Genomic DNA, 26,502 nt, shown 5'->3' with positions numbered 1-26,502 from the left:
CGGTCGTGGCGCGCTCGCGGCGCCCCGCGATCTGGACCCCAAAAGCATAGCATGCCGTGCGTGACGGCCTGGCCGCGCGGTGCGGGTGACGGTGCGGGTGACGGTGCGGGTGACGGCGGGGGTAGGAATGAAAGCGCCCGCTGACAGTGACGACGCGAGCTTCCCCATTTTTAGGATGGGTCCCATAGCTCCAGGCGGCGCGCCTTTCTATGATTGGCCGTACCTCGCGTTAGCGCCAAATCACTTCAAACCACACCCCATCATGGAACTGCCCATTGCGCTGGAAACCGTCGCCGTCACACTCGCGCTGCTTTGCGTCGCGCTCGTGCCCGTGGCGCTGCGGCGCGACCCCGGCCTCGCGCGGCCCATCGTGCGCATCGACGGGCTCCGCCGCCCGCGCTGGCCCAACTTCCTGACTCGCGTTGGCATGGCGTGCCTGCTCATCTCCTTCGCACTGCTGCTTTCCGCCTGCTACTGCATTCTCGCCGACGCGCGCGTCTGAACTGGCGCAGTACCACCGTCAATCACCTCGGGCCGGCTTCGCACACACGCCTTCCCAGCGACGCCGAGTCCTCAATTTCCTGCTTTATATCCATCAGTGAGCGTGTTCAGAAACGCCACCACGTCCTTGATCTCGGCGTCATTCAACGCGGGCTTGTCGCCCGGCTTGCGGTCGAACGGCGGCTCCGTATTCAGATTCGCCCAATAGCGTTGCGGCAGATCGTCGAACTTCTGCACCTTGCCTTTCACGACGGGATAAAACTTCTCGGGATTCGTGTCGCGCTCGGCATAGAAGTGCAGCACCTGTTCGAGCGAGTGATAGATGCCATTGTGGAAGAAGCTCTTTTTCAACGCGACGTTGCGCAGCGTCGGCGTACGGAAAATGCCGCAGAACTCCGCGCGTCCTGCGAGATCCGTGCGCTCGGGACCACACGCCCCGAGGTCATGAAAACGGGGATCGCGGTTCACTGGCAGCGCGCGATTGCGCGGCACGCCGATCGCAATCAGACCGAAGTCGCTGAACTGCGGCGGCGCGCCGTCCAGCGTGCGCTGGCTGATGTGGCAACTCGCGCAATTGCCCTTCTTTTCGTCGTTGAAAAGCTCGAGGCCGTGCAACTCGGCTTTCGTGAGCTGCGTCTTGCCTGCCAGATAGGCGTCGTATTTGCTGCTGTACGGATAAAAGAGTTCCGGCGTCTGCTCGAACGTTTCGAGCGCTTGCAGGACCGCCTTGAAGGTGGCGTCGTCGCTATCGAAAATATGTTCGCCGAAGGCCGCGCGAAAATCCGCCGCGTATGGCGCGGCCTTCACTGCCGCGGTGACCCTGGCCGGCGAACTGCCCATCTCGAACGACGACAACAGCGGAATGCGCGCCTGGTCGCTGCCGCGATCGACGCGACCATCCCACGTCAGGCCGCCGGTGGGACCGGCGTCGACGCTTTCGTCGCCTTCGTCATCGGACTCGTGATAGTGCTCGGCGAATGCCGGCACCGACTGCAGATACTTGAGCGTCGGCGCCGCGCGCATGCCAGTGCGATGCATGTCGCTGCCGCCCAGTTGCACGGACAACGCGTTGGCGGGCGAAAACGCGTGCTCGGGGCTGTGGCACGACGCGCACGCTAGCTTGCCCGAGCCGGATAACGAAGGGTCGAAGAACAACTGCTTGCCGAGCGCGGTCATCCTGCGCACGGCCTCGTAGACCTGCGCGCGCGTCTGGCCGCCTTGCACCGCGTCGTGAGCCGCTTCACGAGGCGTTTCATGAGCCGCGTCGTGAAGCGTTTCATGCGCCACCTTGAGCGCCACGGGCCGAGCCGCATCGAGCGCCGCCGCCTGGACCGCCGACGCGCCCCTCTCCACCAACGCGCCCCTCTCCACCAACGCCCCCACGCCGCTTGCACCCGCCTGCGCTGCCGCCGCCGGAGCGCCGGAATTGCAGCCCGCGAGACTCGCGCTCATTGCGACGACCCCGAAGGCCGCCGTCAGCAGGCGTGCGCAAGCTCGATGCGCTGGCCCCGGCCTCGCGCCTTGTCGCGCTGTTAGACGCGCTGTTGTGTGCAGGATCCCCGTCAGACCGAGCCGCATATGAATGATGTGAATCTGCGATATCGAAGTCCGCGAGCGTATGTCATTCGTATGTCGTTGAAATGACATCCAGCCGACGGCTATCGTCGACTAGAAGCGATCCGTAATGAATACATCGTTCTGTCAAATTATGTCGCCACACTTTCGCGGGCGGTCACAGAGAGGCGCTGCACTCGGCCCGTCCCCAACGAGAGAGAGAGAGAGAACTGCATCAATGAACAAGAAACTGATCTGCGCGACGCCGCTGGCGATCGCCGCAGCGCTCACCCTTTACGCATGCGGCGGCAACGAAGTCACCCAGCCGGACATCACGTCGATCAAGACAGTCGTGGTGATCTACGCGGAAAACCGCAGCTTCGACAACCTGTACGGCAATTTTCCGGGCGCGAACGGTCTGCAGAACGTCAGTGCGGCGGCCGCGAAGCAGTTGGACCGCGACGGCTCGACGCTCGCCACGCTGCCCCAGGTCTGGAACGGCCTCACGCAGACCGGCGTGACGCCGGTCGTCACGCAAGCGATGACGGCCAATTTGCCGAACAGCCCGTTCGCGATCGACGACCCCAACGGTTTCAACACGCCGATCACCGCGACGACGCGCGACCTGTATCACCGCTTCTATGAAAACCAGATGCAGATCGACGGCGGCAAGAACGACAAGTTCGCTGCGTGGGCCGATTCTGGCGGACTCGTCATGGGCCATTACACGCTCGATGCCGACAAGCTGCCGCTGTGGAAAATCGCCCAGCAATACACGCTCGCGGACAACTTCTTCATGGGCGCGTTCGGCGGCTCGTTCCTCAATCACCAGTGGCTCGTGTGCGCGTGCACGCCGGTCTACCCGAACGCCGACAAGAGCCCGGCGGCCGGCTCGATCTCGGCAGTCGAAAGCGACGGCGTGACGCTCAAGCTCGCGTCGAACTCGCCGGCTTCGGCGCTCAACGGCCCGTCGAAATTCGTGCTGTCGGGCAACCTCACGCCTGACTTCTACGCGGTCAACACGATGCAGCCGCCGTATCAGCCAAGCGGCAACAAGGCGGCTGCGGGCGGCGACGCCAACCTCGCCGATCCGGCCGCGGCTACTACTTTGCCGGCGCAGACGCAGACTCACATCGGCGATCTGCTGAACAATGCCAAGGTGTCCTGGGCGTGGTATGGCGGCGCGTGGGGCGCGGCGCTGTCGGCGGCGCAAAACGGCACGTCGAATGTCATCTACGGCGCGAATCTGAGCACGCCGAACTTCCAGCCGCATCATCAGCCGTTCAACTATTTCGCGGATCTGGCGCCGGGCACCGCGAACCGCGCTCAGCACCTGCTCGACGGCGGCGTAGGCGGCTCGGAGTTCATCAAGGCGATCGACAGCGGCAAGCTACCGCAAGTGACGTTCTACAAGCCGCAGGGCAACCTGAACGAGCATCCGGGTTACACGGACGTCGCCTCGGGCGATCAGCACATTGCCGACGTCATCTCGCATCTGCAGAAGAGCCCGCAGTGGAACAACATGCTGGTGGTCGTGACGTACGACGAAAACGGCGGCTTCTGGGATCACGTCGCGCCGCCGAAGGCCGACCGCTGGGGCCCCAGTACGCGCGTTCCCGCGCTCATCGTCTCGCCGTTCGCGAAGAAGGGTTTTGTCGATCACACGCAATACGACACGACGTCGATCTTGCGCTTCATTACGCATCGCTTTTCGCTGCCGACGCTGCCGGGCATCGCGGCACGCGACGCGGCGCTCACCGCCAACGGCGGCAAGCCGATGGGCGATCTGACCGCTGCGCTGAACATCCGGCACTAAAAGCGATGGTTGAACAGCAACGATAAGCAACAGCCACCTTCGCGGGCGGCTTTCGACGGGCAGCTTCGGCTGCCCTTTTTTATTGGGTGCCCGGGACATAAAAAAATCCCATCACCGTTGATGCGGTAGACGGGATTCTTCTGCAGGCAATGGCGCGGCGGGCGAGGATCGAACTCACAACCTCAGGTTTAGAAGACCTGTGCTCTATCCAATTGAGCTACCGCCGCACAAGGCTGGGCCCGGATTATAACCGATCGCTTCACGCCCGGCAGAGCGCGGCGGACATTCCGAGATTATCAGACCGGTTGCGGATGCAGCGCGAACCAGCCGAGGAACACGACGCCCGCAATCACGCAGTACAGACCGAACGAAGCGAGACGCCCGCGGCCTTCGAAATAGCGCATGAGGAAACGCACGCTGAGATAGGCGGCGACGGCGGTCAGCACGCCGCCGAGCAGTGCGTCCGCCAGTTGGCCCGGCGCGTGAAAGAGCTTCGGCAATTCGAGCAGCCCGGCCGCGAAAATGATCGGCGTGCCTAGCAGGAACGAGAATTCCGCGGCCTTCTCCGCGGTGAGGCCGGCCGCGTTGCCGGCAATCATCGTGAGACCGCTGCGCGAGAAGCCGGGGATCAGCGCGCCGACCTGCGCGAGACCGACGAAAAACGCCTGGCGGAAATTCATTTTCTCCGGCGCCTGATGCGCGCGCGAGCGCTGCAGGCGGTCGCCGAACCACAACAGCACGCCGTTGACGATCAGCGCGATCGCGACGATACGCAGGTCGTGAAAAATCCGCTCGAGCCGCTTTTCCAGCAGCAGACCGACGAGCCCGGCCGGGATCGTACCGATGATGAGCGCCCACATCATGTGCGCGTCGTCGTTGCGGCGTCCGCCGAGCGACGAAAAGAAACCGCGCACGAGCGCGCACCACCGCTCGCGGAAGTACCACAGCAACGCGAACGCCGTACCGAGGTGCAAGGCGACGAGAAACGGCAGCAACTGCGGCGCGTGTTTATCGATATGCATGCCGAACAATGCAGGCACCAGCAGCGTATGGCCGAGACTGCTCACTGGGAAGAGTTCGGTCACGCCTTGCAGCACGCTCAGGAAGATCAGAAACGACAGATTCACGCGGCAGTCCTTGTAAGGAAGATGTCGGGGACAGCGCGCCGCACAACGAGTTACCCGGCGCGTCAAAAGGCGCACCGATTATGCCTGGCTGCAAAGTCAGCGCCAAGCGTTTGGGCCACATTCGGGGAAATTTTGACGCGCTGCGTCACGATGCGAAACGCCCGTTTCGCGAATCGCAACGATCAGGGCCACCGACGCACGGCAGTCCTTTCAGTCATCTAACAGAAATGCTGAGAGTCAGCGCAACGGGCCAGGCGTCAAGCTTACGAAACGCAAAGCGCAACGCACGAGGCGAGAGAGCAAACTGCAGGCTGCGAAGCGCGCCTGCGTTGCGGTATGCCGCGCGCGGCAGGCGCGCGGTCAAGCAGACACAGAGCTAAACAGCCGCACAAAGCGCGGATCAGCGCTCGAGCTGGTAGAAGAAATAAACGGTACTTGCGGTGAACATGCCGAAAAGCGCGACACCCATTGCCATTGCGAGATCCATGACGCCTCCTGAGCGATCTCGCCCGGCGGTAGATGTCACCGGGCAGTGAGACGGATTATCGGCAACAACCGGCCGCTCGCGACACTCGCAATTTCCCGAGAAGGGTTTCCCCGTAGCGCAAAGCAGAGCAAAATCGTCGTCTCGGCCGGCTCGCCGCGCGCGTCGCGCGGGCGTAAGCCGTGTTGGCGCGGGTTCGGCGCGCCACTGCCGGACCATCTTCAGCCCGCCTCGCGCGGGCTTCCCATTGACTCATCACGCCATCGACCATGCCTCTTTCACCGCAGCAGGACATTCTCGAAATCGCCCAGGACGCCTCCGTGCTCCGCTTCGCGCCGCAAGCCGGCGGCCGTCTGCTTTCGTGGATCATCGACGGCGAAGAGGTGATCCACTGGCCCGAACACGCCGACTGGAGCCAGCCTGCGCGCATTCGCGGCGGCAATCCGCTGCTCTTTCCGTTTCTCGGCCGCCATCGCGTGGACGGCAAGATCGGTTACTGGCGCGACGCGCAAGGCACGGTGCGCGAGCTGCCCATGCACGGCTTCGCGCGCGACCTGCCCTTCGACGCGCACGCGGACGTGCATGGCGCCGGCCTGCGCCTCGTGCTGACCGATACCGGGGCGACGCGCGGCGGCTATCCGTTCGGCTTTCGCTTTGAAGCCGCCTATACGCTGATCGACGCCCGGACGCTCGAGGTCACGCTTACCACTACCAATACCGGCGACGCGGCGCTGCCCTATTACGCCGGCCATCATTTCTACTTCACGCTGCCGCACACGCAGCGCAGCGAGACATCGCTCGAACTGCCGCCTACCGCGCGGCGCTTTCAACAGGCGGACGGCTCGATCAGTGCAGCGGAGCCCGGCGAAGCGCGCTACACGCTCGACGAAGCGCGCATTCACGACCGCTTCCACTGTCTGACCGGCGTGCCGTCGCAGCCGGTCAAGCTGACCGCGCCGGGACTCGACCGCGTAATTACGATCGACCTGAACCGCCCGGACTCGGTGCCCTGGTACGCGGTGACGACGTGGACCGAAGCGGCGGAGTCGGACTTCTACTGCGTGGAGCCGTGGCTCGGTCTGCCCGATGCGATCCACAACGGCATGGGACTGCGCTGGCTCGAGCCGGGCAAGACGGAAGTGGCCGCGTTGCGAATCCAGGTCGCGAAGCTGCGCTGAGCGGCGCAGACGGCAGGCAATGCTGGTTTTCCCGATGCTGCGGCGCAAAACCGTTAGAATCGGACGCTTTGTATCTACCTGCCGCGTGATCGGGATCGGCGCGCGGCAGCGCTTTGCGAGGTCCAATGCCAGAAACAAGAATGATCAAAAGACTCGCCTGCGTCTCGCTGATTGCGCTGCTAGCCGCCTGCGGCTCGGCGCCCGTGGGTCCGGGTTTTTATCGCGTCGAACGGGGCGACACGCTGTCGAAGATCGCGCGAAGTCACCGCCAGTCGGTGCAAAGCATCGCACGCTGGAACAACCTGACGAATCCGGACAGCATCGAAGTCGGACAGGTACTGCGGGTCGAGCCCCCCAGCGGCGCGCCCGCGACGAGCGGCGCTGTGCGCAGCAACGGCAGCGCTGCGGCCGCGCCGCGTCCCGCGCCGGCTGACAATGCGGCTTCGGCCGCGCCGGCCTCGTCTATTTCGCTCGTGTGGCCGACCAGCGGCAACGTCATTCGCGGCTTCGACGGCGGAAACTCGAAGGGCATCGACATTTCAGCCCCGGCCGGCACACCCGTGGTCGCGGCGGCGGCCGGCACCGTCGTCTATGCAGGCAACGGGCTGCGCGGTTACGGCAATCTGCTGATTCTGAAACACAATACCGAGTATCTGACCGCGTATGCGCACAATCGCGTGCTGCTCGTGAAGGAAGGCGACACTGTCGCGCAAGGACAAAAGATCGCCGAAGTCGGCGACACCGACACCAACCGCGTCATGCTGCATTTCGAGCTGCGCTATCAGGGGCGCTCGATTGATCCTTCGCGCGCGCTGCCGCCGCGTTAAGCCGGTTGTGCCGGGCGCTGGCGCGCGGGGCGCCTCGTTGTCCTACGCCCTTCGCCGCCGCCCGTCGGGCGTGGCGTGTGCGCGTAGGGCAGGCAAGGGGCTCGCGTCGACTCGCCCCGGCGAGCGGTATGTCAGGCGCCCAGCGCTGCGTCACGCCGCCCTTGCCCCGACTCGATTCACCCGGCGCCGTAGCGGACCATCGGCGGGCGCGGGGAACCTCGCGTGCTATAAACGCTCAATCCCGCACACGTGGCTCGCGCCACGTCTTTCACATCTGCAAAGGAATCTTGAATGAAGAGCGCATTGGCTTACATGGCGTCGGCCGCGGCGATGGGTGTCGGCCTGCTGACACTGGCGAGCCTCTCGGGTTGCTCCACGACCACCACCATGACCTACTTGCCGAGCGGGGACACCGGCTTCGCGATCAACTGCAGCGGCAGTGATGCGAGCACCAGTTGGGCCGAATGCTACAAACGCGCGGGCGAAGTGTGCGGCAATTACGGCTACGACGTCGTATCGAAGGATGTGGATAACGGCGCCACCTCTGGCGGCACCGTCGGCGGCATTTTCGGCGCGAATGTGAAAAACCGTTCGATGGTCGTTCGCTGCAAGCAATAACACGCGCGCGCCGCGCCGCAAGATTGCGGTGCGTCCGACGGGCCACGCCGCCAGCGTCCCGAGCGTGGCTCGATGCGCGCGGCGAAGGCCAGCAGCGCCGCCAAACCGACAGGCCACACGGCGACGAAAATGATGACCAGGCGCATAAGTCGGCGAAAGAAAAAGTAAGCTTTATGATCGGCGCAGCGTGTGTACGCGCAATGACCGTACGTGAAAAATCAGGTGAAAAAAAGCCCGGCGCGAGGCCGGGCTAACGGGGGTTCGGCGCATATCGGCAAAGGACCGGTTCACCATGCGCCAGAACCGAATTTATCAACGCGGTTTTACAAGCGCAATATATTAATTTCCCGGACAATGTGACGCGACGCACGGATTACGCGTTATGTGAATTGCAAAACGCGGAATAAAACATCGCCTGCCGGCGCTGATTGGCCGATTATCCGGCAATGAAAGCCGTGATTAACTCGCTGGAAACCCGCATGTAGCAAGGCTGATGCCACTGCCCGACCATTGGGCTGACGAAACCGGCAGGAGTCCGACGCGCACGCGAGGGCAGCGATTTTAGACCGTTGATCGCTCCGGACACGCTTGGTGTGCCACCGCACTCTTTCGATTAAATCGCCGCTTTCGTAACTCACGCGATAGCCATTGAGCGCCGGATTCTCCAATTGCGAAACTGCGCAGCCTCGAATCGACCGACGAATTATCGCACCTCTAAAATCGTCTGTTCATTAATCAATAATCAGATGTTATTCATCGGGGCTGCGTCGTGCAAGTCAGCCGAAAGTCATAATCCGGCCGTTCTCCCCGGGTATTGGATCTGCTGTCACCCGTGGCAACCTTGCGCAAATGCATGACATTGAATCAGGCGGCATCCAGGTTCAGAATCGGCTGCATTGCCGCAGGCGAGCCATGCTGAACGCGCACCGCGCAGGTTGCCCGCGCCGATGGTTTATAGTATCGACCCCGCCGGAACCCGCTGACGATGACTTCCAACGACGCCACCCATAGCCCCCTCTACGCCAAGCTCCTTGCCGAAACCGCAAAAATCGGCTGGCCGGAACTGGAACGCTTCTTTGCGCGCGGCATGCTGCTGCGCGTCGCGAGCGACCTCGATCTGGTGAGCGTCGCCGAAGCGATCGCCAACGACGACACCACGCAAGTCACCCAGTGGCTGTCAGCGGGGCTGGTCGAGCGCGTTCAGGCCGACACCGCCGCCGACTTCGCCGCGCGCGATCCGGACCTGTGGGCGGTGGTCGTCTCGCCGTGGGTGTGCGTGCAGGAACGCCATTGAGCGAAGCGGCCCCTGCCGCGCACGCGAGGCGCGCGCTGCCGGTGCGCTGGCACCGCCGCGTGCTTGCACTGGCGTTTCCGATCGTCCTCGCAAATCTCACGCAGCCGATTCTCGGCGCTGTCGATACGGCCGTCGCCGGACATCTGAGCAATGCGTCGTATCTCGGCGGCGTGGCGCTCGGCGGCCTTTTCTTCAACTTCGTGTTCTGGGGTTTCGGCTTTCTGCGCATGGGCACGACGGGCCTCGTCGCGCAGTCGCATGGGGCCGGCGAGCATGCCCGATTACGCGATGACGTGATGCGCGCGCTGTTGCTCGCAGCCGTGATCGGCGCCGCGGTGCTCGCGCTGCAAGCGCCGCTGATTGACTACGCTTTGCGCGCGCTCGGCGGCAGCGAGGCGGTGCAGCACAGCGCCCGTCTCTACTGCCACGCGCGCATCTGGGCCGCGCCCTTCGCGCTGGGCAACTACGTCGTGCTCGGGTGGCTGCTCGGCACACAGCGCGTGCGGCTTGCGCTGCTCTCACAAGTGTTCATCAACGGCGTGAACATTGCCGCCGTGCTGCTTTATGTGTCCGCCTTCGATTGGGGCGTCGCCGGAATCGGTGCGGCCACCGCCACCGCGGACGCGCTCGGCTTCGTGCTCGGCGCAGCGCTCTTGTGGCGCGGCAGTCCGCGAGGCCTGCCTGCGCCGAGCCGCCGCGCGCTTTTCGATGCGGCGGCGCTCAGGCGGCTTGTCACGCTCAATCGCGACATCTTCGTGCGCACGCTGTGTCTGCTGCTGTCGTTCGGCTGGTTTGCGCACCTGGGCGCGCGTCAGGGCGACGCGACGCTCGCCGCCAACGCGCTGCTGCTCAACTTCCAGACCTTCATGGCTTATGGACTCGACGGCTTCGCGCATGCCGCCGAGGCGCTGGTCGGCGCGGCAATTGGCGCGCGCGACCGGCGCGCGTTCGTCGAGGCGGTCAAGGTGACGGCCTTCTGGTCCGTGCTCGGCGCGCTTGGCTTTGCGCTCGCGTATGCGGGCGCCGGTGCGTGGATCGTCGAGCGTCTCACCGATCAGGCCGCCGTGCGCAACACGGCGTACCTGTATCTGCCGTGGGCGGCGCTTTCGCCGGTGGTATCCGTGGCGGGCTACGTACTGGACGGCGTATTCATCGGCGCAACGCGCACACGCGAGTTGATGACCTCGATGGTCGTCTCGTTCGCGGTCTTCGTCGGCGCGTCGTGGGTGCTGCCCGGCGCGTACGGCAATCATGGACTGTGGGCCGCGCTGCTCATCTTCATGGCCGCGCGCGGGGCGACGCTCGCGCGCCATCTGCCCAAGCTGGTTCGTGGCGTGGGCAGCGCCGGCGCCTGACAGAGGCTGCGTTAGCGCGGGCAGGCTGATGTGCATCATCAGCCCGGCAGGCCCGCCCTGCCCCGCTCCGCGCTACATTCTGCGCCCGTACTCAACGTGCGACCGGCGCGGGCACCATCGCGGGCGGGTGAGTGTCGGTGGGCACGCCGTGATAATCGGCGGGATCTTGCGGCGGGCCGGCACGGTGCCCGGACGGCCCGTTCGCGCAGCCGGTCATGCCAGTGCCGGCAGCGGCGGCTAGCAGCAATGCAATTATCGAAACGCGGAACATGGAGGCTGATCTCTTAAGGAAAGGGAACGGACGACGCGAGCGCGGAAGTCTACCCGCAACGCACGTTCCATGACGCCGCGCGCACAGACCGCTCTGCCATTTCACAATGCGTGACCTACTATGAAGTCACAGCCGGACGTCATAGGAGACTGCCATGGACGCTGAATCGATCGCGGGTCTGGTCGGACTCGGAGTAGGTCTCGCGGTGCTGCTTGCGCTGTCCATCTTCGAAACCAGAACTTATCGGCGCGAACACGGCGAAGGCATGCTGCATCACTGGATGACCCACCAGCATGTGCATATGCCGCACTGGATGCGTCGGCGGCATTGATACCGCGGTGGCCTGATTCGTCAGCGGTTGGTCCCGCACTCGCGGGCGGGTGGCGCTTTGCCCGCGTTTCGTCTGAAGAGGGCCGGCGCGGATCGCCAGGCATGCGCGTTGCTGACTCGGTGGCTGCAAGGAGCGCGTGCGTTGTGCGTCGCTTGCCGCGGCAAGCAATGTGCGCCGGATCAACCATGCGGCCCAGTATGCTCTGCGGCCGGACAGGGAGAACTCAAATGACGATCGGAACCATCCTGCTCATCGTGCTTATCCTGCTGCTGATCGGCGCGCTGCCGACGTGGCCGTACAGTAGCGGCTGGGGCTACCGCCCTACCGGCGTGCTCGGCGTCGTGCTGATCATCGTCATCGTGCTGCTGGTCATGGGACGCATATGACGCAGCATTTTTCGCTCCGACGCAATTCGCGATTGACTCTGGCACCAGAAGCCACGTAGAATCTCGGATTCGTCGGAGCGTAGCGCAGCCTGGTAGCGCATCTGATTTGGGATCAGAGGGTCGAAGGTTCGAATCCTTTCGCTCCGACCACGAAACAAGCAGCATGTATGACGGAACCCGCGTAGCCTTCGGCTTCGCGGGTTTTTTTGTTTTTCCGGGTGCCGGCGGATGCAGGATCGCAGTCTGCTACAGCAGACTGATATGGAAACCGCGCGACACCGCACGACCACATGCGGCGCAAGGCAAAGCCAAGGGTAGAGCAAAAGGCGCAGCAACGAGGCGGAGCAAAGCGGCAGCGCCACAGCAGCGAAGCAACAACGCACCGGCAACGCATGCACGAGCCATCCAAGGGCGCCGCGAGCGCCCGCCCCCTCGCCCACCTTGCAGCCCACGGCACGCGCATGCGACAGTGGACAAGGCAACGGCCGACATGACACCGAAGGCCCCAATCGTCGCACTCAGACTCTAGGAGCCCGCATGAATCTGATTCTCTGGCGTCACGCCGAAGCCGAAGACTATGCCGCCACGGACCTCGCCCGCGCGCTCACCACGCGCGGGCGCAAGCAGGCGCAGAACGTCGCCAAATGGTTGCGCACGCGGCTGCCCGATGACGCCGTGGTCCTCGCGAGTCCGGCTGTGCGCACCATTCAGACAGCGGAGACGCTGAGCGACCAGTATCGCGTCGTGCGCGAACTGGCGCCGAACGCAAGCGCGGCCGACGTACTCAATGCGGCAGGATGGCCCAAAGGCATTGCCGCCACGGTGGTAATAGTCGGTCATCAGCCGACGCTCGGCCATGTCGCAGCCAGATTGCTCGCAGGCAGCGACGCAAGCTGGCCGGTCAAGAAAGCCGGCCTGTGGTGGATCGAAAGCCGCGAGCGTCACGGCGACGATCAGGCGGTGCTGCTGGCGGCAATGACACCCGAGCTGGTCTGATCCGCCCCGCACGTTCGGCAGGCAGACTCGGCACGCAAAAGCGCCGGCAAACCACGGCGAGCAGGCAAGACATGACGCGCCGCGTGTAGGCCGCGCATCGAAGCGGCGTAGCCCGACAGCCAGGCACATGGCCTACGACGCGACTTACTGCGCGGCTTACTACGCGGCTTACATGCAGTCATCCAATCGTCACGGCATTGCCATGCGAGCGTCACTGGGCGTTACTACATTGGCGAAAAAAGACTCACCCTTTTTTCGACCAGGACGCCCCAATGCGAGAACTGCCGACGCCTACCCTGCCCCTCGCTTCCATCTTCGAGTCCCGTCGCCTGCCGCGCGCCGAAGAGACGGTCACCGCGCAACATCGCCTGCGAGTCACGTGGGCTCGCACCGACGAGGAGCTCCGCGAGGCGCAGCGTCTGCGTTACCGCGTGTTCGCCGACGAAATGGGCGCACGCCTGGCAGGTCCCGCAGGTCTCGACGTCGATTCGTTCGACCCGTATTGCGATCACCTGCTGGTGCGCGATCTCGACACGCTGAAGGTGGTCGGCACCTATCGCGCGTTGCCGCCGCATCAGGCCGCGCGCATCGGACGCCTCTACGCTGAGAGCGAGTTCGACGTTTCGCGCCTCACGCACCTGCGCGCGAAGATGGTCGAAGTGGGCCGCTCATGCGTGCACCCGGACTATCGCAGCGGCTCGGTCATCATGTCGCTGTGGGCCGGGCTCGCCGCGTACATGAAGCACAACGGCTACGAGACGATGCTCGGCTGCGCGAGCGTCGCGATGGTCGACGGCGGCCACTATGCGGCGAACCTGTATTGCTCGTTGCGCGACAGCGCGCTGACGGCGCCGGAATATCGCGCATTTGCACATACGCCGCTGCCCGTCGACGAGTTGCAAACCGGCGTGGAGGTCGCGCCTCCGCCGCTCGTCAAAGGCTATTTGCGTCTTGGTGCGAAGATTTGCGGCGCACCGGCATGGGACCCTGACTTCAATACGGCCGATTTCCTGACGCTGTTCCGCCTGTCGGACATCAACGCGCGCTACGCCCGCCACTTCCTCGGCGAGGCGTTGCCGCGCTAGACAGCGCGACGCGCGAACCAGGCGTAGGAACAAAAAAGCCCGGAAAACCGGGCTTTTCTTCATCCGCAAGCTGGCTCGCCGGACAACCGGACGAGCGCAACACGCATGCATCAATCGTCCGTATAGACCACTCGATACGGAATGCCAACTTTTTCCCACTCCGCGGCTTCCTGAATCAGGCTGTAGTCGGTGAGCGGATTATTGGCGACCCATTCATTGGGCAAACGCACTTCGTAACCGCCGTTCGCCTGGGCGACCGTAATGCCCGGCAGGCCGACATCCGCACGACGGCGGCACAACAACGCCGCAAGCCGCAGACAGAACAGCAACGGCCACTCCACCTCGCGCGTTTGCGACAGCTTGCCGAGCTTGCCCGCATGACCGAGCACGAGCGCCGCAAGCCGCGCCTGGTCGGTGCGCGAAAAGCCCGGCATGTCCGCGTTGCTCGCGATATACGCCGAGTGCTTGTGATACGCGCTGTGCGAAATGGACAGGCCGATCTCATGCAGAGCCGCCGCCCAGCCGAGAAACATTCGATTCTCTACCCGGCGTTCTTCGTCGGGCTCTGCGAACTGATCGTAAAAGCGCACGGCCAGCTCGCCGATGCGAGCCGCCTGCGCGCGGTCCACGCCATAGCGGCGCATGAAGCCTTCCACTGTAACCGTGCGCATGTCTTCGTGCTGCGAGCGGCCCAGCAGATCGTAAAGTACGCCGAGGCGCAATGCGCCGTCTGTCGTGTCGACATAGTCGACGCCCAGCTCGTCGAACACCGCGATCATGATCGACAGGCCACCGGCCAGCACGGGAATGCGGTCCGCCTTCAGCGCGACGAGCTTCAGCCGGTTGACGTTCTCCGCCTTGATCAACGCGCGCTTGAGCCGCTCCAGTCCGCCGCGCGAAATGCCGTGCGTGACGCCCGCGTCATTGAAGCCGTTTGCCTCGACCAGTTCCGCCAGCGCGCGCGCAGTGCCCGACGAACCGATGGCCTGCTCCCAACCCGTCTTCTTGTATTCCGACGAAATGATCTGGATCTCGCGGCCGGCGGCGAGTTCGGCCTGACGCATCGTGTATTCGTCGACGTTGCCCGCGGGGAAAAATGCACGGCTATGGCTTACGCAGCCGATATAGAGACTCTCCATCTTGATCGGCGTGTAATGCGAACCGATGATGAACTCTGTCGAGCCGCCGCCTATGTCCACCACGAGCCGCTTGCCGGGACTCGCCGGCACGGAATGCGCGGCGCCGGCGTAGATGAGGCGTGCTTCCTCGCGCCCGGCGATCACCTCGATCGGAAAGCCGAGCGCGGCTTGCGCTTCGCCGAGAAATTCGCCGGCATTCTTCGCGATGCGCAGGGTGTTGGTCGCAACTGCGCGCACGTGGTCGGGATGAAAGTCGCGCAGCCGTTCACCGAAGCGCTTGAGCGCGTCCCAGCCGCGCACCTGCGACGCCCGGTCGAGCATCTTGTCGCGCGACAGACCGGCGGCGAGCCGCACCGGCTCACGCAACGCATCGACCTGGTAGATCTGGCTGCCGGCGTCGGTTTCCTCGACGCGGCCGACAATCAGCCGGAAGCTGTTCGAACCGAGGTCGACGGCAGCAAGCAATTGTGGGGTATTGACCATCGGGTATGCGGACTCCATGCGCGCGAGCGCGGCGGTGGTGGATGCGAGCAAGGTGTGACTGGCGCCCGGAGCTGTCGCCGCCCTGCGACCGGCCGCGCTGTTCAAAAACGCCATTCTAAGCGTACCGGAGCTCACGATGTCACCTCGCGCAGATGGGGTTGCCCCATGGTCCCATACAGACTGCGTCATATTGACGACAGGCGAGCAATACAGCGTAGAATTTATAACATTGAGAATGTCATAACAATGTCATCATACTGTGAGAATTTCCGAGCGTCTTTCCGCGTCCCTATCCGAAATTCCATTCTCGCTGCCGATGTCCATCCGCTACCCCTTATTGAATCGCGAGCTGGGCATTCTGGGTTTCAACGAGCGCGTGTTGGCGCAAGCCGCCGACCCCGCCGTCCCTTTGCTCGAACGCCTGCGTTTCATCTGCATCACCAGTAGCAACCTCGACGAATTCTTCGAAGTCCGCATGGCCGGACTGCAGGAGCAGATGCGCGACAACCCGGGCGCGCTTTCGCCCGACGGCATGTCGCTGCAGCATGTTTATGACCTCGTGGTCGAGCGTGCGCAGAAGCTCGTGCATCGGCAATACACCATGCTGCACGACACGGTGCTTACCGCGCTTGAAGAGGAAGGCATCCATTTCCACGGCACCGAGGCATGGAACGAGGCGCAGACCGAATGGGCGCGCGATTATTTCTTCAACGAACTGCTGCCGGTGCTCACGCCAATCGGCCTCGACCCCGCGCATCCGTTTCCGCGCGTGCTCAACAAGAGCCTGAACTTCGTCGTCGAACTGGAGGGCAAAGACGCCTTCGGCCGTCAGGCGATGATGGGCATCGTGCAGGCGCCGCGCGCGCTGCCGCGGCTCGTGCGCATGCCGCAGGAGCTCTCGGGTTATCCGCACGGCTTCGTGCTGCTCAGCTCGCTGTTGCAGCGCTTTGTCGGCGAGCTGTTTCCGAACCTCGTGGTGCGCAGTTGCAATCAGTTCCGCATTACGCGCAATAGCGAACTCTTCGTCGACGAAGACGAAATCACCAATCTGCGCGTCGCGCTCCAGGGCGAACTGCCGGCGCGGCATCTGGGCAACGCGGTGCGGCTCGAAGTGTCCGCCGAGACGCCCGCGCATGTGGTGCGGCGGCTGCTCAACGAAAGCGGACTCAGCGACAAGGACTGCTATTACGCGAATGGTCCGGTCAACCTCGTGCGTCTCATGCAGTTGCCGGAGATGGTGGACCGGCCCGATCTGAAGTTCGTGCCGCATATTCCCGCCATTCCCGCGTCTATCGCGAACGCCGCGAGCATGTTCGACGTGATCGATCAGGGCGACGTGCTGCTGCATCATCCGTACGAGAGTTTTCAGCCGGTGCTCGAACTGCTGCTGCAAGCGGCCAAAGATCCGAGCGTGGTCGCCATCAAGCAGACCATCTACCGCACCGGCACCGACTCGCCGCTGATGGACGCTCTGATGCAGGCCGCGCGCAACGGCAAGGAAGTTACCGTGGTGGTCGAACTGCTCGCACGCTTCGATGAGGAAACCAACATCAACTGGGCCGCGCAGCTCGAAGCAGTCGGCGCGCATGTCGTGTACGGCGTGGTCGGCCACAAGTGCCACGCAAAGATGATGCTGATCGTGCGGCGTGCAACAGTGGGTGGCAAGATGACGCTCAAGCGTTATGTGCACCTTGGCACCGGCAATTATCATCCGCGCACGGCGCGTCTTTATACGGACTTCGGCCTGATGAGCGCCGACCCGCAAATCTGTGAAGACGTGCATCATGTATTCCAGCAACTCACCGGCATTGGCGGCGAACTGAAACTGCACGAGCTGTGGCAGTCACCGTTCACGCTGCATCCAAAACTCGTCGACGCAATCCGCGCGGAAGCAGAGCATGCACGTGCGGGCAAAAAGGCGCGCATCGTCGCGAAGATGAACGCATTGCTCGAACCTACGGTGATTGCGGAGTTGTACGAAGCGTCGCAGGCGGGCGTGAAGATTGATCTAATCGTGCGCGGCGTCTGTTCGTTGCAGCCGGGCGTGCCGGGCCTCTCCGAGAACATCACGGTGCGCTCGATTGTCGGGCGCTTTCTCGAGCACCATCGCATCTATTACTTCTACGACGACGGCCGCGAACAGGTGTATCTATCCAGCGCGGACTGGATGGATCGCAACTTTTTTCGCCGCGTCGAAGTAGCGTTCCCGGTCAACAACCGGCGGCTCAAGCGCCGCGTGATCGCGGAGGGTCTGTCGGCGTTTCTCGGCGACAATCAGTCTGCGTGGCTCATGCAAAGCGACGGGCATTATCGTCGGCGGCGGCCCGGCAAGTCGTCGCGCAATGCGCAGATGAGCCTACTGGCGAAGTTCTGCTCGTAAAGCGCCGCCCCCCCGCTGCGGCGTGGGCTTGAGTGTCGGCCAGGGTTGGCGAGCGTCGGTGAGCGTCGAACGCAGCGTCGGATGTCAACGAAAAAAGCCCGCCTGAAGCACAAGCTCAGGCGGGCTTTTTCATGAATCGTGCGGCGTTATGCGTGCGCCGGCTGCCGCCGCGTCGTGCGATACAACGGAAACTTCACGCTGAACGTACTGCCGCGCCCTTCTTCGCTCTTCACGTCGAGTTGCGCATCGTGCCGTTGCAGCACGTGCTTGACGATTGCGAGTCCGAGACCGGTGCCTCCGGTGTCGCGCGAACGGCTGCGATCCACGCGATAGAAACGCTCGGTGAGGCGCGGAATGTCGGCCGCCGGAATGCCCAGGCCGCTGTCGGTCACCGAGAACACCGCCGCGCCGCCCTGCGCCTGCCAGCTCACCTTGATCGCGCCGCCGTCAGGCGTATAGCGGATCGCGTTGGTCACGAGGTTGCCGAATGCGCTCAGAATCTCGGTTTCGACGCCCGTCACCGTCAGCCCTTCGTCGGCTTCGAAGACGATTTCGTGGTGGTCGCTCGACAGGCTTTCCGCGTCGTCACGCAGATGCCGCAAGACCGCGCGCATGTCGATCATCTGATCGCTCGGCGGCTTGTTGTCGCCCTCGAGTTTGGCGAGCACGAGCAGATCGTTCACGATGTGCCGCATGCGCGACGCCTGCTGCTCCATGAGCTCCAGGTAGCGCGCGCGCTCCGCTTCCGCCAGCGGCAACTCGCGCATCGTCTCGAGAAAACCGGAGAGCACGGTAAGCGGTGTCTTCAGCTCATGCGAAACGTTGGCGACGAAATCGCGCCGCATGGCGTCCGTGCGCTCGAGTTCGGTAATGTCCTGCGACAACACGAGCTTGCGGTTCTCGCCATAAGGAAACACCTGCACGGACAGCACGTTCTGCCGTTTCTCGCCCATGCCGCGCATGATCAGCATTTCTTCGTACTCGTGCGAATTCAGGTAACGCACGAATTCCGGCTGACGCACCAGATGCGTGATGTGCTGACGCAGATCGCGCCTGGCGTCGAGCCCGAAATGCACTTCGGAGATGGCATTGCACCATTCGATCTGATCGTGGTCGTCGAGCATGGCCACGCCGTTCGGCGATGCCTGAATCGCCTGAATGAAGCGCGAGTGCTGCTGTTCGACCTGACGCACCTGGGCGTGCCAGCGCTTCGCGAGCTTGTGCAGACGGTAGTAGATTTCGCCCCAGATGCCCGGCGCACTCGGCACCTCGCCGTACACGGGCGCGTCGAGCAGACGCCACAACCGCTCTTTATGAAACGTGCCCGAGAGGCTTTGCAAAAGCAGCATGACGACCGCAAGGATCAATGCTGCCTTCACATTCGCTAATGCGCCGACCACCACGCACAGTATGGCGAGCAGCACGATCGAAACGATGGAGCGCGCCCAGATGATGTTCATGGTCTAGACAATCGAAGAGAACGGCGTGCGCGCCGCCGCAAGAGATCAGGCGCTCTTGGCCAGACGGTAGCCGCTGCCGCGGACCGTCTCGATCATAGCATCGCAACCCGCCGGCTTGAGGGCCGCGCGCAGACGCTTGATATGCACGTCCACCGTGCGCTCTTCGACGAACACGTGGTCGCCCCACACCTGATCGAGCAGTTGCGTGCGGCTGTGCACGCGCTCCGGGTGCGTCATGAAAAAGTGCAATAGACGGAATTCGGTCGGACCGAGATCGAGTTTGATCTCGCTGCCTTCCGCGTGCGCCGCCACGCGATGCGTTGCCGGATCGAGCTTCAGCCCGTTAATCGCGACCACGTCCTCGGTGAGCTGCGGTGCACGGCGGCGCAGCACCGCCTTGATGCGCGCCATCAGTTCTTTCGGCGAAAACGGCTTGGTCACGTAGTCGTCAGCGCCGATCTCGAGGCCGAGCACCTTGTCCTGCTCGTCGCCGCGAGCGGTCAGCATGATGATCGGAATGTGCTTCGTGCGCTCGTTGTTGCGCAGGTCGCGCGCGAACGCGATGCCCGACTTGCCCGGCAACATCCAGTCGAGCAGGACGAGGTCGGGCAATACGTCGCTGATCAGGTTTTGCGCCTGCTCCGCGTTGTACGCGCGAATCGGGCAGTGTCCGGCGTGTTGAAGATTGACCGAAATCAATTCGGAAATGGCGGGCTCATCTTCAATGACGAGAATGCTGCTGGGCATCGGCACCTCTGGTCCTTATCTCTGGATTAACTGAGCGCTTCGCGCTCGAGCGCGTCGCGCGACTTGTGCCGCACGTCCGTACCCTTCACGATGTAAATGATGAATTCGGCGATGTTCTTCGCGTGGTCGCCGATACGCTCGATGGCCTTCGCGATGAACAGAAAGTCGAGGCCCACCGAAATGGAGCGCGGGTCTTCCGTCATGTACGAAATGAGCTTGCGCACGAACGCGCGGAATTCTTCGTCGATTGCCTTGTCGTCGCGCACGATTTGCGCGGCGGCGACCGTGTCCAGACGCGCGAACGCATCGAGCGCGCGACGCAGAATAGACACCGCCATTTCGCCCGACAATTTGATCTCGGCAATGTTGATGGTGCGCGACGCGCCATCTTCCATCAGACGCTTCGTGCGCTTGGCGATCTTCTCGGCTTCGTCGCCGGCGCGCTCGAGATTGGTGATGGTCTTCGAAATCGCGATCAGCAGGCGCAGGTCGCGCGCGGCCGGCTGACGGCGCGCGATGATGTTGCTGCACTCCTCGTCGATCTCGACTTCCATTGTGTTCAGGCGGTCTTCGGCGGCGATCACCTGCTCGGCGATCTCCAGATCGAATTCGTTGAGCGCCTGCATCGCCTTGACGATCTGCGATTCGACGAGGCCGCCCATTTCGAGCACCTTCGAGGAAACCAGATTCAGGTCGGCGTCGAACTGGCTGGAGAGGTGTTTATCGGACATGTCGTACTCCGTTGTTTGCCCGGCGCATCAGCCGAAGCGGCCAGTAATGTAATCTTCGGTTTCCTTACGGACCGGCTTGATGAAGATCTTTTCGGTGTCGCCGAATTCGATCAGTTCGCCAAGGTACATATACGCAGTGTAGTCCGAACAGCGGGCCGCCTGCTGCATGTTGTGCGTGACGATCACCACCGTGTAGTCGCTCTTCAATTCCGCGATCAGTTCTTCGATGCGGCCCGTCGAAATCGGGTCGAGCGCCGAGCACGGTTCGTCGAGCAACAGCACTTCCGGACGGATCGCGATGCCGCGCGCAATGCACAAACGCTGCTGCTGGCCGCCCGACAGACCGTAGCCGCTCTGGCCGAGCTTGTCCTTCACTTCGTTCCATAGCGCCGCCTTGGTGAGCGCCCATTCCACGCGGTCGTCCATTTCCGAGCGCGGCAGCGACTCGAACATCTTCACGCCGAACGCGATGTTGTCGTAGATCGACATGGGGAACGGGGTCGGCTTCTGGAACACCATGCCGATGCGCGCGCGCAACAGCGAAATGTCGCGCTTCGAGGTCAGCAGGTTTTCGCCGTCCATCAGGATCTCGCCTTCGGCGCGTTGCTCCGGATAGAGCGCGTACATCTTGTTGAAGGTACGCAGCAGCGTCGACTTGCCACAGCCGGACGGGCCGATGAACGCGGTCACCTTGCCTTCGGGAATCTGCAGGTTGATGTTCTTCAGCGCGTGATACTTGCCGTAGAAGAAGTTCAGGTCGTTGACCTCGATCTTCGGACGCGACGGCGAGGGCTCCTGGCCGCTTTGCGCGGGATCGAAACCAGCGGGCGCAGTAGGACGCGAGACCGGATTGAGTTGAGTTTCTGCCATGTTCATCGGATTACACTCCGCCCTTACTTTTTCGAAAAGATCGTGCGCGCGAGGATGTTCAGTCCCAGCACCGCGAGCGTGATCAGGAAAACGCCGGCCCACGCGAGCGATTGCCACTGCGCGAACGGACTCATCGCAAACTTGTAGATCGTCACCGGCAGATTCGCGACCGGCTGGCTCATATCCGCCGAGAAGAACTGGTTCGACAACGCGGTGAAAAGCAGCGGCGCCGTTTCGCCGGCAATACGCGCGACGGCGAGCAGCACGCCGGTGACGATGCCTGCAATGGACGCCTTCAGCGTAATCGACAACACCATCTTCCACTTAGGCGTGCCGAGTGCGAAGGCGGCCTCACGCAATGCGTTCGGCACCAGCTTCAGCATGTTCTCCGTGGTGCGGATCACGATCGGAATCTGCAGCAGCGCGAGCGCGAACACGCCGGCCCAACCGCTGAAGTGGCCCATCTTCGCGACGACGAGCGCGTAGACAAAAAGACCGACGACGATGGACGGCGCCGACAACAGAATGTCGTTGATGAAGCGCGTGAGGCTCGCGAGCCAGCGCTTCTGCCCGTATTCGGCAAGATAGACACCGGCCAGTATGCCGATAGGCGTGCCGACGAAAGTTGCGAGCACAACCAGCAGCAGGCTGCCGACAATGGCGTTGGCGAGACCACCGCCATCGGTGTTGGGCGGCGGCGTGGACTGCGTGAAGAGTTCGACCGACAGGCCGCCGATGCCAAGGCGCAGCGTCGTGTACAGAATCCAGACCAGCCACAGAAGGCCGAAAGCCATTGCCGCGAGCGACAGCGTCAGCGCGATGGCGTTCTTGGTGCGGCGGCGCCCTTGCAGACGCACGCGCATTTTTTCGAGCGCGGCGGCGTCGTTCGAACCCGGCATGTTCAAGGTGGACTGGTTCATTTCGCGCCCTCCCCTTTCTCCAGACGAAGCAGCATGACTTTCGAAATGGCCAGCACAATGAAGGTGATCACAAAGAGAATCAGGCCGAGTTCCATCAGCGCCGAGGTGTGCAGGCCCGGATCGGCTTCGGCGAATTCATTCGCGAGCGCCGACGTGATGCTGTTGCCCGGCGAAAAGAGCGACACGTTATCAAGCAGGTTCGTATTGCCAATCACGAACGTGACGGCCATCGTCTCGCCGAGCGCGCGGCCAAGGCCGAGCATCACGCCGCCGATCACGCCACTCTTGGTGAAGGGCAGCACGATCTTCCACATGACTTCCCACGTCGTGCAGCCGATGCCGTACGCCGATTCCTTCAGCAACACCGGCGTGACTTCGAACACGTCGCGCATTACCGAGGCGATGTACGGAATGATCATGATCGCGAGAATCACGCCGGCGCACAGAATGCCGATGCCGATGGGCGCGCCCTGGAACAGCGCGCCAACAACCGGAATGCCGCCGAGCACGGCGCCGAGCGGCTTTTCGAACCACGTCGCGAAGATCGGCGCGAACACGAGCAGGCCCCACATGCCGTAGACAATCGACGGAATGGCGGCCAGCAGTTCGATCGCGATGCCGAGCGGCCGGCGCAGCCATGCGGGCGAAAGTTCGGTCAAAAAGAGCGCGATGCCAAAGCTGACGGGCACCGCGATGATGAGCGCAATGATCGAGGTGGCGATCGTGCCGTAGATCGGCACGAGTGCGCCGAACTGCTTGCTGGGCGGGTCCCACTCCGCGCTCCACAGGAAGCCGAGACCGAACTGCTTGATGGACGGCATGGAAGCGAAGACCAGCGAAACGATGATGCCGCCTAGCAGCAACAGCGTGACGATGGCGGCGAGGCGCGCGAGGCCGCCGAAGATCACGTCGCCGGCGCGGCTGGGCGCTCTTTGCTGCGACGCGCTGCCAGGCGGGGTGGCCCGCGGCGCGCCAGACGCTAATTGGATATCGGACATGAGAGCCTGATGGACCTTTTCCAGTTGCCGTGCGACTTATGTCGCGCGGCGGGTCATGCATCTGCGCACTAGTGTTAGTGTCGCCGGCTGGTGAAGGCCGGTTTCAGCCGACAAAAAACAGTGCCGGTCAATGCCATTGGCCGTCCCCGGTCGAGGACGGCCAATGTGTTACTTGAAGGCGTTGCGTGTGACCGCCCTGCCAACGCTTACTCGGCGAGCGGCTTGCCGGAAGCGTCCTTTACCTTCGACTTCCACTGCGTCCTGATCTCCGAGACGACGGACTCCGGCAGCGAGATGTAGTCCAGATCGTTCGCGGCTTGCGTGCCGTTCTTGAATGCCCAGTCGAAGAACTTCAGCGTTTCCGCGCCTTGCGCCGGCTTTTCTTGCGCCGTATGCAGCAGCACGAACGTTGCGCCGACGATCGGCCACGCGTTCTTGCCCGGCTCGTTCGTCAGGATCTGGTAGAACGACTTGGACCAGTCCGCGCCCGCTGCTGCTGCCTTGAAGGTTTCCGTCTTCGGCTCGACGACCGTGCCCGTCGAGTTCTTCAGCGCGACGTAGGTCATGTGGTTCTGCTTCGCGTACGCCCATTCGACATAGCCGATTGCGCCCGGCAGACGTTGCACGAACGCGGCGACGCCGTCGTTGCCCTTGCCGCCCGTACCGGTCGGCCAGTTCACCGTCGAGCCTTCACCAACCTTCGACTTCCATTCGTTGTTGACCTTGGACAGGTAGTTCGTCCAGATGAAGCTGGTGCCCGAACCGTCGGCGCGGCGAACCACGGCGATGTCCGTGTCCGGCAGCTTTGCCTTCGGGTTCAGCGCGACGATCGCCGGATCGTTCCACTTCTTGATCTTGCCCAGGTAGATGTCGCCGAGCACTTCGCCCGACAGCACCAGTTCAGCCGGCTTCACGCCCGGCACATTGACAACCGGCACCACGCCGCCGACCACCGTCGGGAACTGGAACAAACCGTCCTTCGCGAGTTCGTCGTCCTTCAGCGGAGCGTCCGAGCCGGCGAAATCCACGGTCTTGGCGACGATCTGCTTGACACCGCCCGACGAACCGATGCCCTGATAGTTAACCTTGCCGCCGCCGGATTTCTGGTAGGCGTCGGCCCATTTCGTGTAGATCGGTGCTGCGAAGGTGCTGCCCGCGCCGGTGATGTCTGCTGCCTGGGCTGCCATCGCGAAGACCGCGCCAGCGACGCCAGCGAACACGGTTTGCATCAATTTCATCGAAACCTCCAAGGTGTGAGCGGTGTGTAACGTGAACACCGCGAAGCTTAGGGCCTCTTTGTGACAGTACCGTGACTAACCGTGAAACGCGTGTGACAGTGAGTTTACTAACGCGAAAGGAATTCCGGCGCGGGAACCGGCGATTTGATGCGTTTTCGCCGATTCCTGTTCAGATTAGGCGAAAAAGATGGGGCGCGAACGTTTGCGGGTACGCGGCGCCGGTGGAAAGTCGTGCGGGGGGTGTCTGAGAAGGCGGCGCGGCCGGCCGTGCTGACCTGGCCAACTTCGGCGGAGAGACCGAGGGTCCGCCCCGCCAAAGCGCCCGAAGGCACAGGGAGGCTTAAGCCGTTGCCTGCGTTACGGCCGCCGCGATCGACTCGGCATGGCGGACTGCGTCGTCCACATGCTCAGCCTCGACCATCACGCGCAGCACGGGCTCGGTGCCCGACGCGCGGATCAGCACGCGTCCGCGCCCATTGAGTGCGTCTTCCGCGCTGGCAATAGCGCGCCGGATCGCGTCGCTGCCCTTCCAGTCAGCGTCCGGCTTCATGCGCACGTTGATCAGCTTCTGCGGGAACAGCGTCACGCCGTCCAGCAGTTCGGCGAGCGTTTTGTCGCTGCGCTTCATGGCCGCGAGGACGAGCAGCGCCGAGACGATGCCGTCGCCCGTCGAATGACGATCGAGCGACAGGATGTGGCCGGAGCCCTCCGCGCCGAGCTGCCAGCCGTGCTCGCGCAACTGCTCGAGCACATAGCGGTCGCCCACGGCCGCGCGCACGAACTTCACGCCCGCCGCCTGCAGCGCGACCTCGACAGCCATATTGGTCATGAGCGTGCCGACCGCGCCTTCGACTTTACCGTCGGTCGCGATACGGTCCTTCACCAGTACGTACAGCAGCTCGTCGCCGTTATAGAGGCGCCCGGCGGCGTCGACGACCTGTAGACGGTCGGCGTCCCCGTCCAGCGCAATGCCCAGATCCGCGTGATTGGCTCGCACTGCACGCACCAGCGCGTCGGGCGCGGTTGCGCCGACGCCGTCGTTGATATTGAAGCCGTTCGGCGCAACGCCGATTGGAATGACCTCCGCGCCCAGCTCGTGGAACACGTGCGGCGCGACGTCGTACGCGGCGCCGTGCGCGCAATCCACCACCAGCTTCAGCCCGCGCAGATCGAACGTCGCCGGAAACGTGCTCTTGCAGAATTCGATGTAGCGACCGGCGGCGTCATCGAGACGCCGCGCCTTGCCGAGCTGCTCCGACGCCGCGCAGGCGAGCGGCAGTTCGAGCTGCTCTTCGATCTGCGATTCGACGTCGTCCGGCAGCTTGTTGCCGTCCGCGGAGAAGAACTTGATCCCGTTGTCGTAATACGGATTGTGCGACGCGCTAATCACCACGCCCGCCGCGAGCCGCAGCGCACGAGTCAGATACGCGATGCCCGGCGTGGGCATTGGACCGGCCAGCATCACGTCGACCCCGGCAGCCGAAAAACCCGCCTCGAGCGCCGCTTCGAGCATATAGCCCGACACGCGCGTGTCCTTGCCGATCAGCACCGTGGGCCGCGTGCCCGTGCGCGCCCAGCGGTCCGCACCGACCAGCACCTTGCCGGCCGCATAGCCGAGCCGCAATACAAATTCCGGTGTAATAGGCCCTTCACCGACCTTGCCCCGAATTCCGTCCGTGCCGAAATAACGACGTGCCATCTTATGTGTTCTCC

At 63.4% G+C, this 26,502-nt stretch carries 24 protein-coding genes and 2 tRNA genes; 13 read left to right on the top strand and 13 right to left on the bottom strand.

The window, feature by feature from the left end; translation table 11 throughout:
• The first annotated feature begins 262 nt into the window (after positions 1–262).
• Positions 263–502: a hypothetical protein gene (locus F757_RS0108010; protein WP_027210954.1), complete on the top strand. Its 240-nt coding sequence runs from the start codon at positions 263–265 to the stop codon at positions 500–502.
• Between the two features lie 71 nt (positions 503–573).
• Here the strand turns inward: F757_RS0108010 and F757_RS0108005 are convergent, their stop codons facing one another.
• Entirely contained in the window at positions 574–2,079 is a 1,506-nt protein-coding gene (locus tag F757_RS0108005; protein WP_027210953.1) for a cytochrome c peroxidase, read from the bottom strand.
• A gap of 214 nt (positions 2,080–2,293) precedes the next feature.
• On the opposite strand from F757_RS0108005, the gene F757_RS0108000 reads away from it, so the two are divergent.
• Entirely contained in the window at positions 2,294–3,871 is a 1,578-nt protein-coding gene (locus F757_RS0108000) for an acid phosphatase (RefSeq protein WP_027210952.1), read from the top strand.
• 150 nt (positions 3,872–4,021) lie between these two features.
• Here the strand turns inward: F757_RS0108000 and F757_RS0107995 are convergent.
• Together F757_RS0107995 and F757_RS0107990 are read right to left on the bottom strand one after the other, a co-directional pair.
• Positions 4,022–4,098, bottom strand: a tRNA-Arg gene (locus tag F757_RS0107995).
• 69 nt (positions 4,099–4,167) lie between these two features.
• On the bottom strand, positions 4,168–4,998 hold the full coding sequence (locus tag F757_RS0107990) for an undecaprenyl-diphosphate phosphatase (protein ID WP_027210951.1): 831 nt from the start codon (positions 4,996–4,998) through the stop codon (positions 4,168–4,170).
• Between the two features lie 753 nt (positions 4,999–5,751).
• Between F757_RS0107990 and F757_RS0107975 the strand changes: the two genes are divergently transcribed.
• The 5 genes from F757_RS0107975 to F757_RS0107955 all read left to right on the top strand — a co-directional run bounded on the left by F757_RS0107975 (position 5,752) and on the right by F757_RS0107955 (position 10,754).
• Positions 5,752–6,660, top strand: coding sequence for an aldose epimerase family protein (locus F757_RS0107975; RefSeq protein WP_027210950.1), 909 nt, complete (start codon positions 5,752–5,754; stop codon positions 6,658–6,660).
• A gap of 125 nt (positions 6,661–6,785) precedes the next feature.
• Complete coding sequence (locus tag F757_RS0107970; RefSeq protein ID WP_027210949.1) at positions 6,786–7,487, top strand: peptidoglycan DD-metalloendopeptidase family protein; 702 nt, start codon at positions 6,786–6,788, stop codon at positions 7,485–7,487.
• Between the two features lie 291 nt (positions 7,488–7,778).
• Positions 7,779–8,105, top strand: coding sequence for a hypothetical protein (locus F757_RS0107965; protein WP_027210948.1), 327 nt, complete (start codon positions 7,779–7,781; stop codon positions 8,103–8,105).
• Positions 8,106–9,090: 985 nt separating this feature from the next.
• Positions 9,091–9,399 carry a DUF2288 domain-containing protein gene (locus tag F757_RS0107960; protein ID WP_027210947.1) on the top strand — a complete coding sequence of 103 codons (309 nt, stop codon included), beginning with the start codon at positions 9,091–9,093 and terminating at the stop codon, positions 9,397–9,399.
• The gene (locus F757_RS0107955; RefSeq protein ID WP_027210946.1) at positions 9,396–10,754 is read left to right on the top strand and encodes an MATE family efflux transporter; all 1,359 of its coding nucleotides are present in this window, start codon (positions 9,396–9,398) and stop codon (positions 10,752–10,754) included. The genes F757_RS0107960 and F757_RS0107955 overlap by 4 nt, the downstream gene beginning before the upstream one ends.
• Positions 10,755–10,845: 91 nt before the next feature.
• Here the strand turns inward: F757_RS0107955 and F757_RS0107950 are convergent, their stop codons facing one another.
• Entirely contained in the window at positions 10,846–11,025 is a 180-nt protein-coding gene (locus tag F757_RS0107950; protein WP_027210945.1) for a hypothetical protein, read from the bottom strand.
• Positions 11,026–11,179: 154 nt separating this feature from the next.
• Here F757_RS0107950 and F757_RS36105 point away from each other — a divergent pair, with 154 nt between their 5' ends.
• From F757_RS36105 to F757_RS0107925, 5 genes are all read left to right on the top strand, one after another.
• Complete coding sequence (locus F757_RS36105) at positions 11,180–11,356, top strand: hypothetical protein (RefSeq protein ID WP_198021365.1); 177 nt, start codon at positions 11,180–11,182, stop codon at positions 11,354–11,356.
• 227 nt (positions 11,357–11,583) lie between these two features.
• Positions 11,584–11,742, top strand: coding sequence for a DUF3309 family protein (locus F757_RS34955; protein WP_035466507.1), 159 nt, complete (start codon positions 11,584–11,586; stop codon positions 11,740–11,742).
• 73 nt (positions 11,743–11,815) lie between these two features.
• Positions 11,816–11,892 (top strand) — tRNA-Pro (locus tag F757_RS0107935).
• 387 nt (positions 11,893–12,279) lie between these two features.
• Positions 12,280–12,738 (top strand): phosphohistidine phosphatase SixA, encoded by a 459-nt coding sequence (gene sixA / locus F757_RS0107930; protein WP_027210944.1) that lies wholly within the window; start codon positions 12,280–12,282, stop codon positions 12,736–12,738.
• 272 nt (positions 12,739–13,010) lie between these two features.
• Positions 13,011–13,823: a GNAT family N-acetyltransferase gene (locus F757_RS0107925; protein ID WP_013340003.1), complete on the top strand. Its 813-nt coding sequence runs from the start codon at positions 13,011–13,013 to the stop codon at positions 13,821–13,823.
• Positions 13,824–13,933: 110 nt separating this feature from the next.
• Here F757_RS0107925 and ppx read toward each other — a convergent pair whose 3' ends face one another.
• Positions 13,934–15,559 (bottom strand): exopolyphosphatase, encoded by a 1,626-nt coding sequence (gene ppx / locus F757_RS0107920; protein ID WP_035466504.1) that lies wholly within the window; start codon positions 15,557–15,559, stop codon positions 13,934–13,936.
• 202 nt (positions 15,560–15,761) lie between these two features.
• Between ppx and ppk1 the strand changes: the two genes are divergently transcribed.
• Positions 15,762–17,825, top strand: coding sequence for a polyphosphate kinase 1 (ppk1, locus tag F757_RS0107915; RefSeq protein ID WP_027210942.1), 2,064 nt, complete (start codon positions 15,762–15,764; stop codon positions 17,823–17,825).
• A 146-nt stretch (positions 17,826–17,971) separates the two neighbouring features.
• Here the strand turns inward: ppk1 and phoR are convergent, their stop codons facing one another.
• The 8 genes from phoR to glmM all read right to left on the bottom strand — a co-directional run bounded on the left by phoR (position 17,972) and on the right by glmM (position 26,488).
• The gene (gene phoR, locus F757_RS0107910; RefSeq protein WP_027210941.1) at positions 17,972–19,285 is read right to left on the bottom strand and encodes a phosphate regulon sensor histidine kinase PhoR; all 1,314 of its coding nucleotides are present in this window, start codon (positions 19,283–19,285) and stop codon (positions 17,972–17,974) included.
• A 45-nt stretch (positions 19,286–19,330) separates the two neighbouring features.
• On the bottom strand, positions 19,331–20,032 hold the full coding sequence (gene phoB, locus F757_RS0107905) for a phosphate regulon transcriptional regulator PhoB (protein WP_006051991.1): 702 nt from the start codon (positions 20,030–20,032) through the stop codon (positions 19,331–19,333).
• Between the two features lie 26 nt (positions 20,033–20,058).
• Positions 20,059–20,763: a phosphate signaling complex protein PhoU gene (gene phoU / locus F757_RS0107900; RefSeq protein WP_013589111.1), complete on the bottom strand. Its 705-nt coding sequence runs from the start codon at positions 20,761–20,763 to the stop codon at positions 20,059–20,061.
• A gap of 27 nt (positions 20,764–20,790) precedes the next feature.
• Complete coding sequence (pstB, locus tag F757_RS0107895) at positions 20,791–21,639, bottom strand: phosphate ABC transporter ATP-binding protein PstB (RefSeq protein WP_027210940.1); 849 nt, start codon at positions 21,637–21,639, stop codon at positions 20,791–20,793.
• 17 nt (positions 21,640–21,656) lie between these two features.
• Positions 21,657–22,553: a phosphate ABC transporter permease PstA gene (pstA, locus tag F757_RS0107890; protein ID WP_027210939.1), complete on the bottom strand. Its 897-nt coding sequence runs from the start codon at positions 22,551–22,553 to the stop codon at positions 21,657–21,659.
• Positions 22,550–23,551, bottom strand: coding sequence for a phosphate ABC transporter permease PstC (gene pstC, locus F757_RS0107885; RefSeq protein WP_027210938.1), 1,002 nt, complete (start codon positions 23,549–23,551; stop codon positions 22,550–22,552). The genes pstA and pstC overlap by 4 nt, the downstream gene beginning before the upstream one ends.
• A 206-nt stretch (positions 23,552–23,757) precedes the next feature.
• Positions 23,758–24,789 carry a phosphate ABC transporter substrate-binding protein PstS gene (gene pstS, locus F757_RS0107880; RefSeq protein ID WP_027210937.1) on the bottom strand — a complete coding sequence of 344 codons (1,032 nt, stop codon included), beginning with the start codon at positions 24,787–24,789 and terminating at the stop codon, positions 23,758–23,760.
• Between the two features lie 340 nt (positions 24,790–25,129).
• Positions 25,130–26,488 carry a phosphoglucosamine mutase gene (gene glmM / locus F757_RS0107875; RefSeq protein ID WP_027210936.1) on the bottom strand — a complete coding sequence of 453 codons (1,359 nt, stop codon included), beginning with the start codon at positions 26,486–26,488 and terminating at the stop codon, positions 25,130–25,132.
• Positions 26,489–26,502: the final 14 nt, after the last annotated feature.

Origin of the sequence: Burkholderia sp. WSM2232, from assembly GCF_000472545.1 — a bacterium.
Taxonomy (GTDB): Bacteria; Pseudomonadota; Gammaproteobacteria; order Burkholderiales; family Burkholderiaceae; genus Paraburkholderia.
The sequence above is the reverse complement of the archived record's forward strand: the minus strand, read 5'-3'. Positions and strand labels throughout refer to the sequence as shown.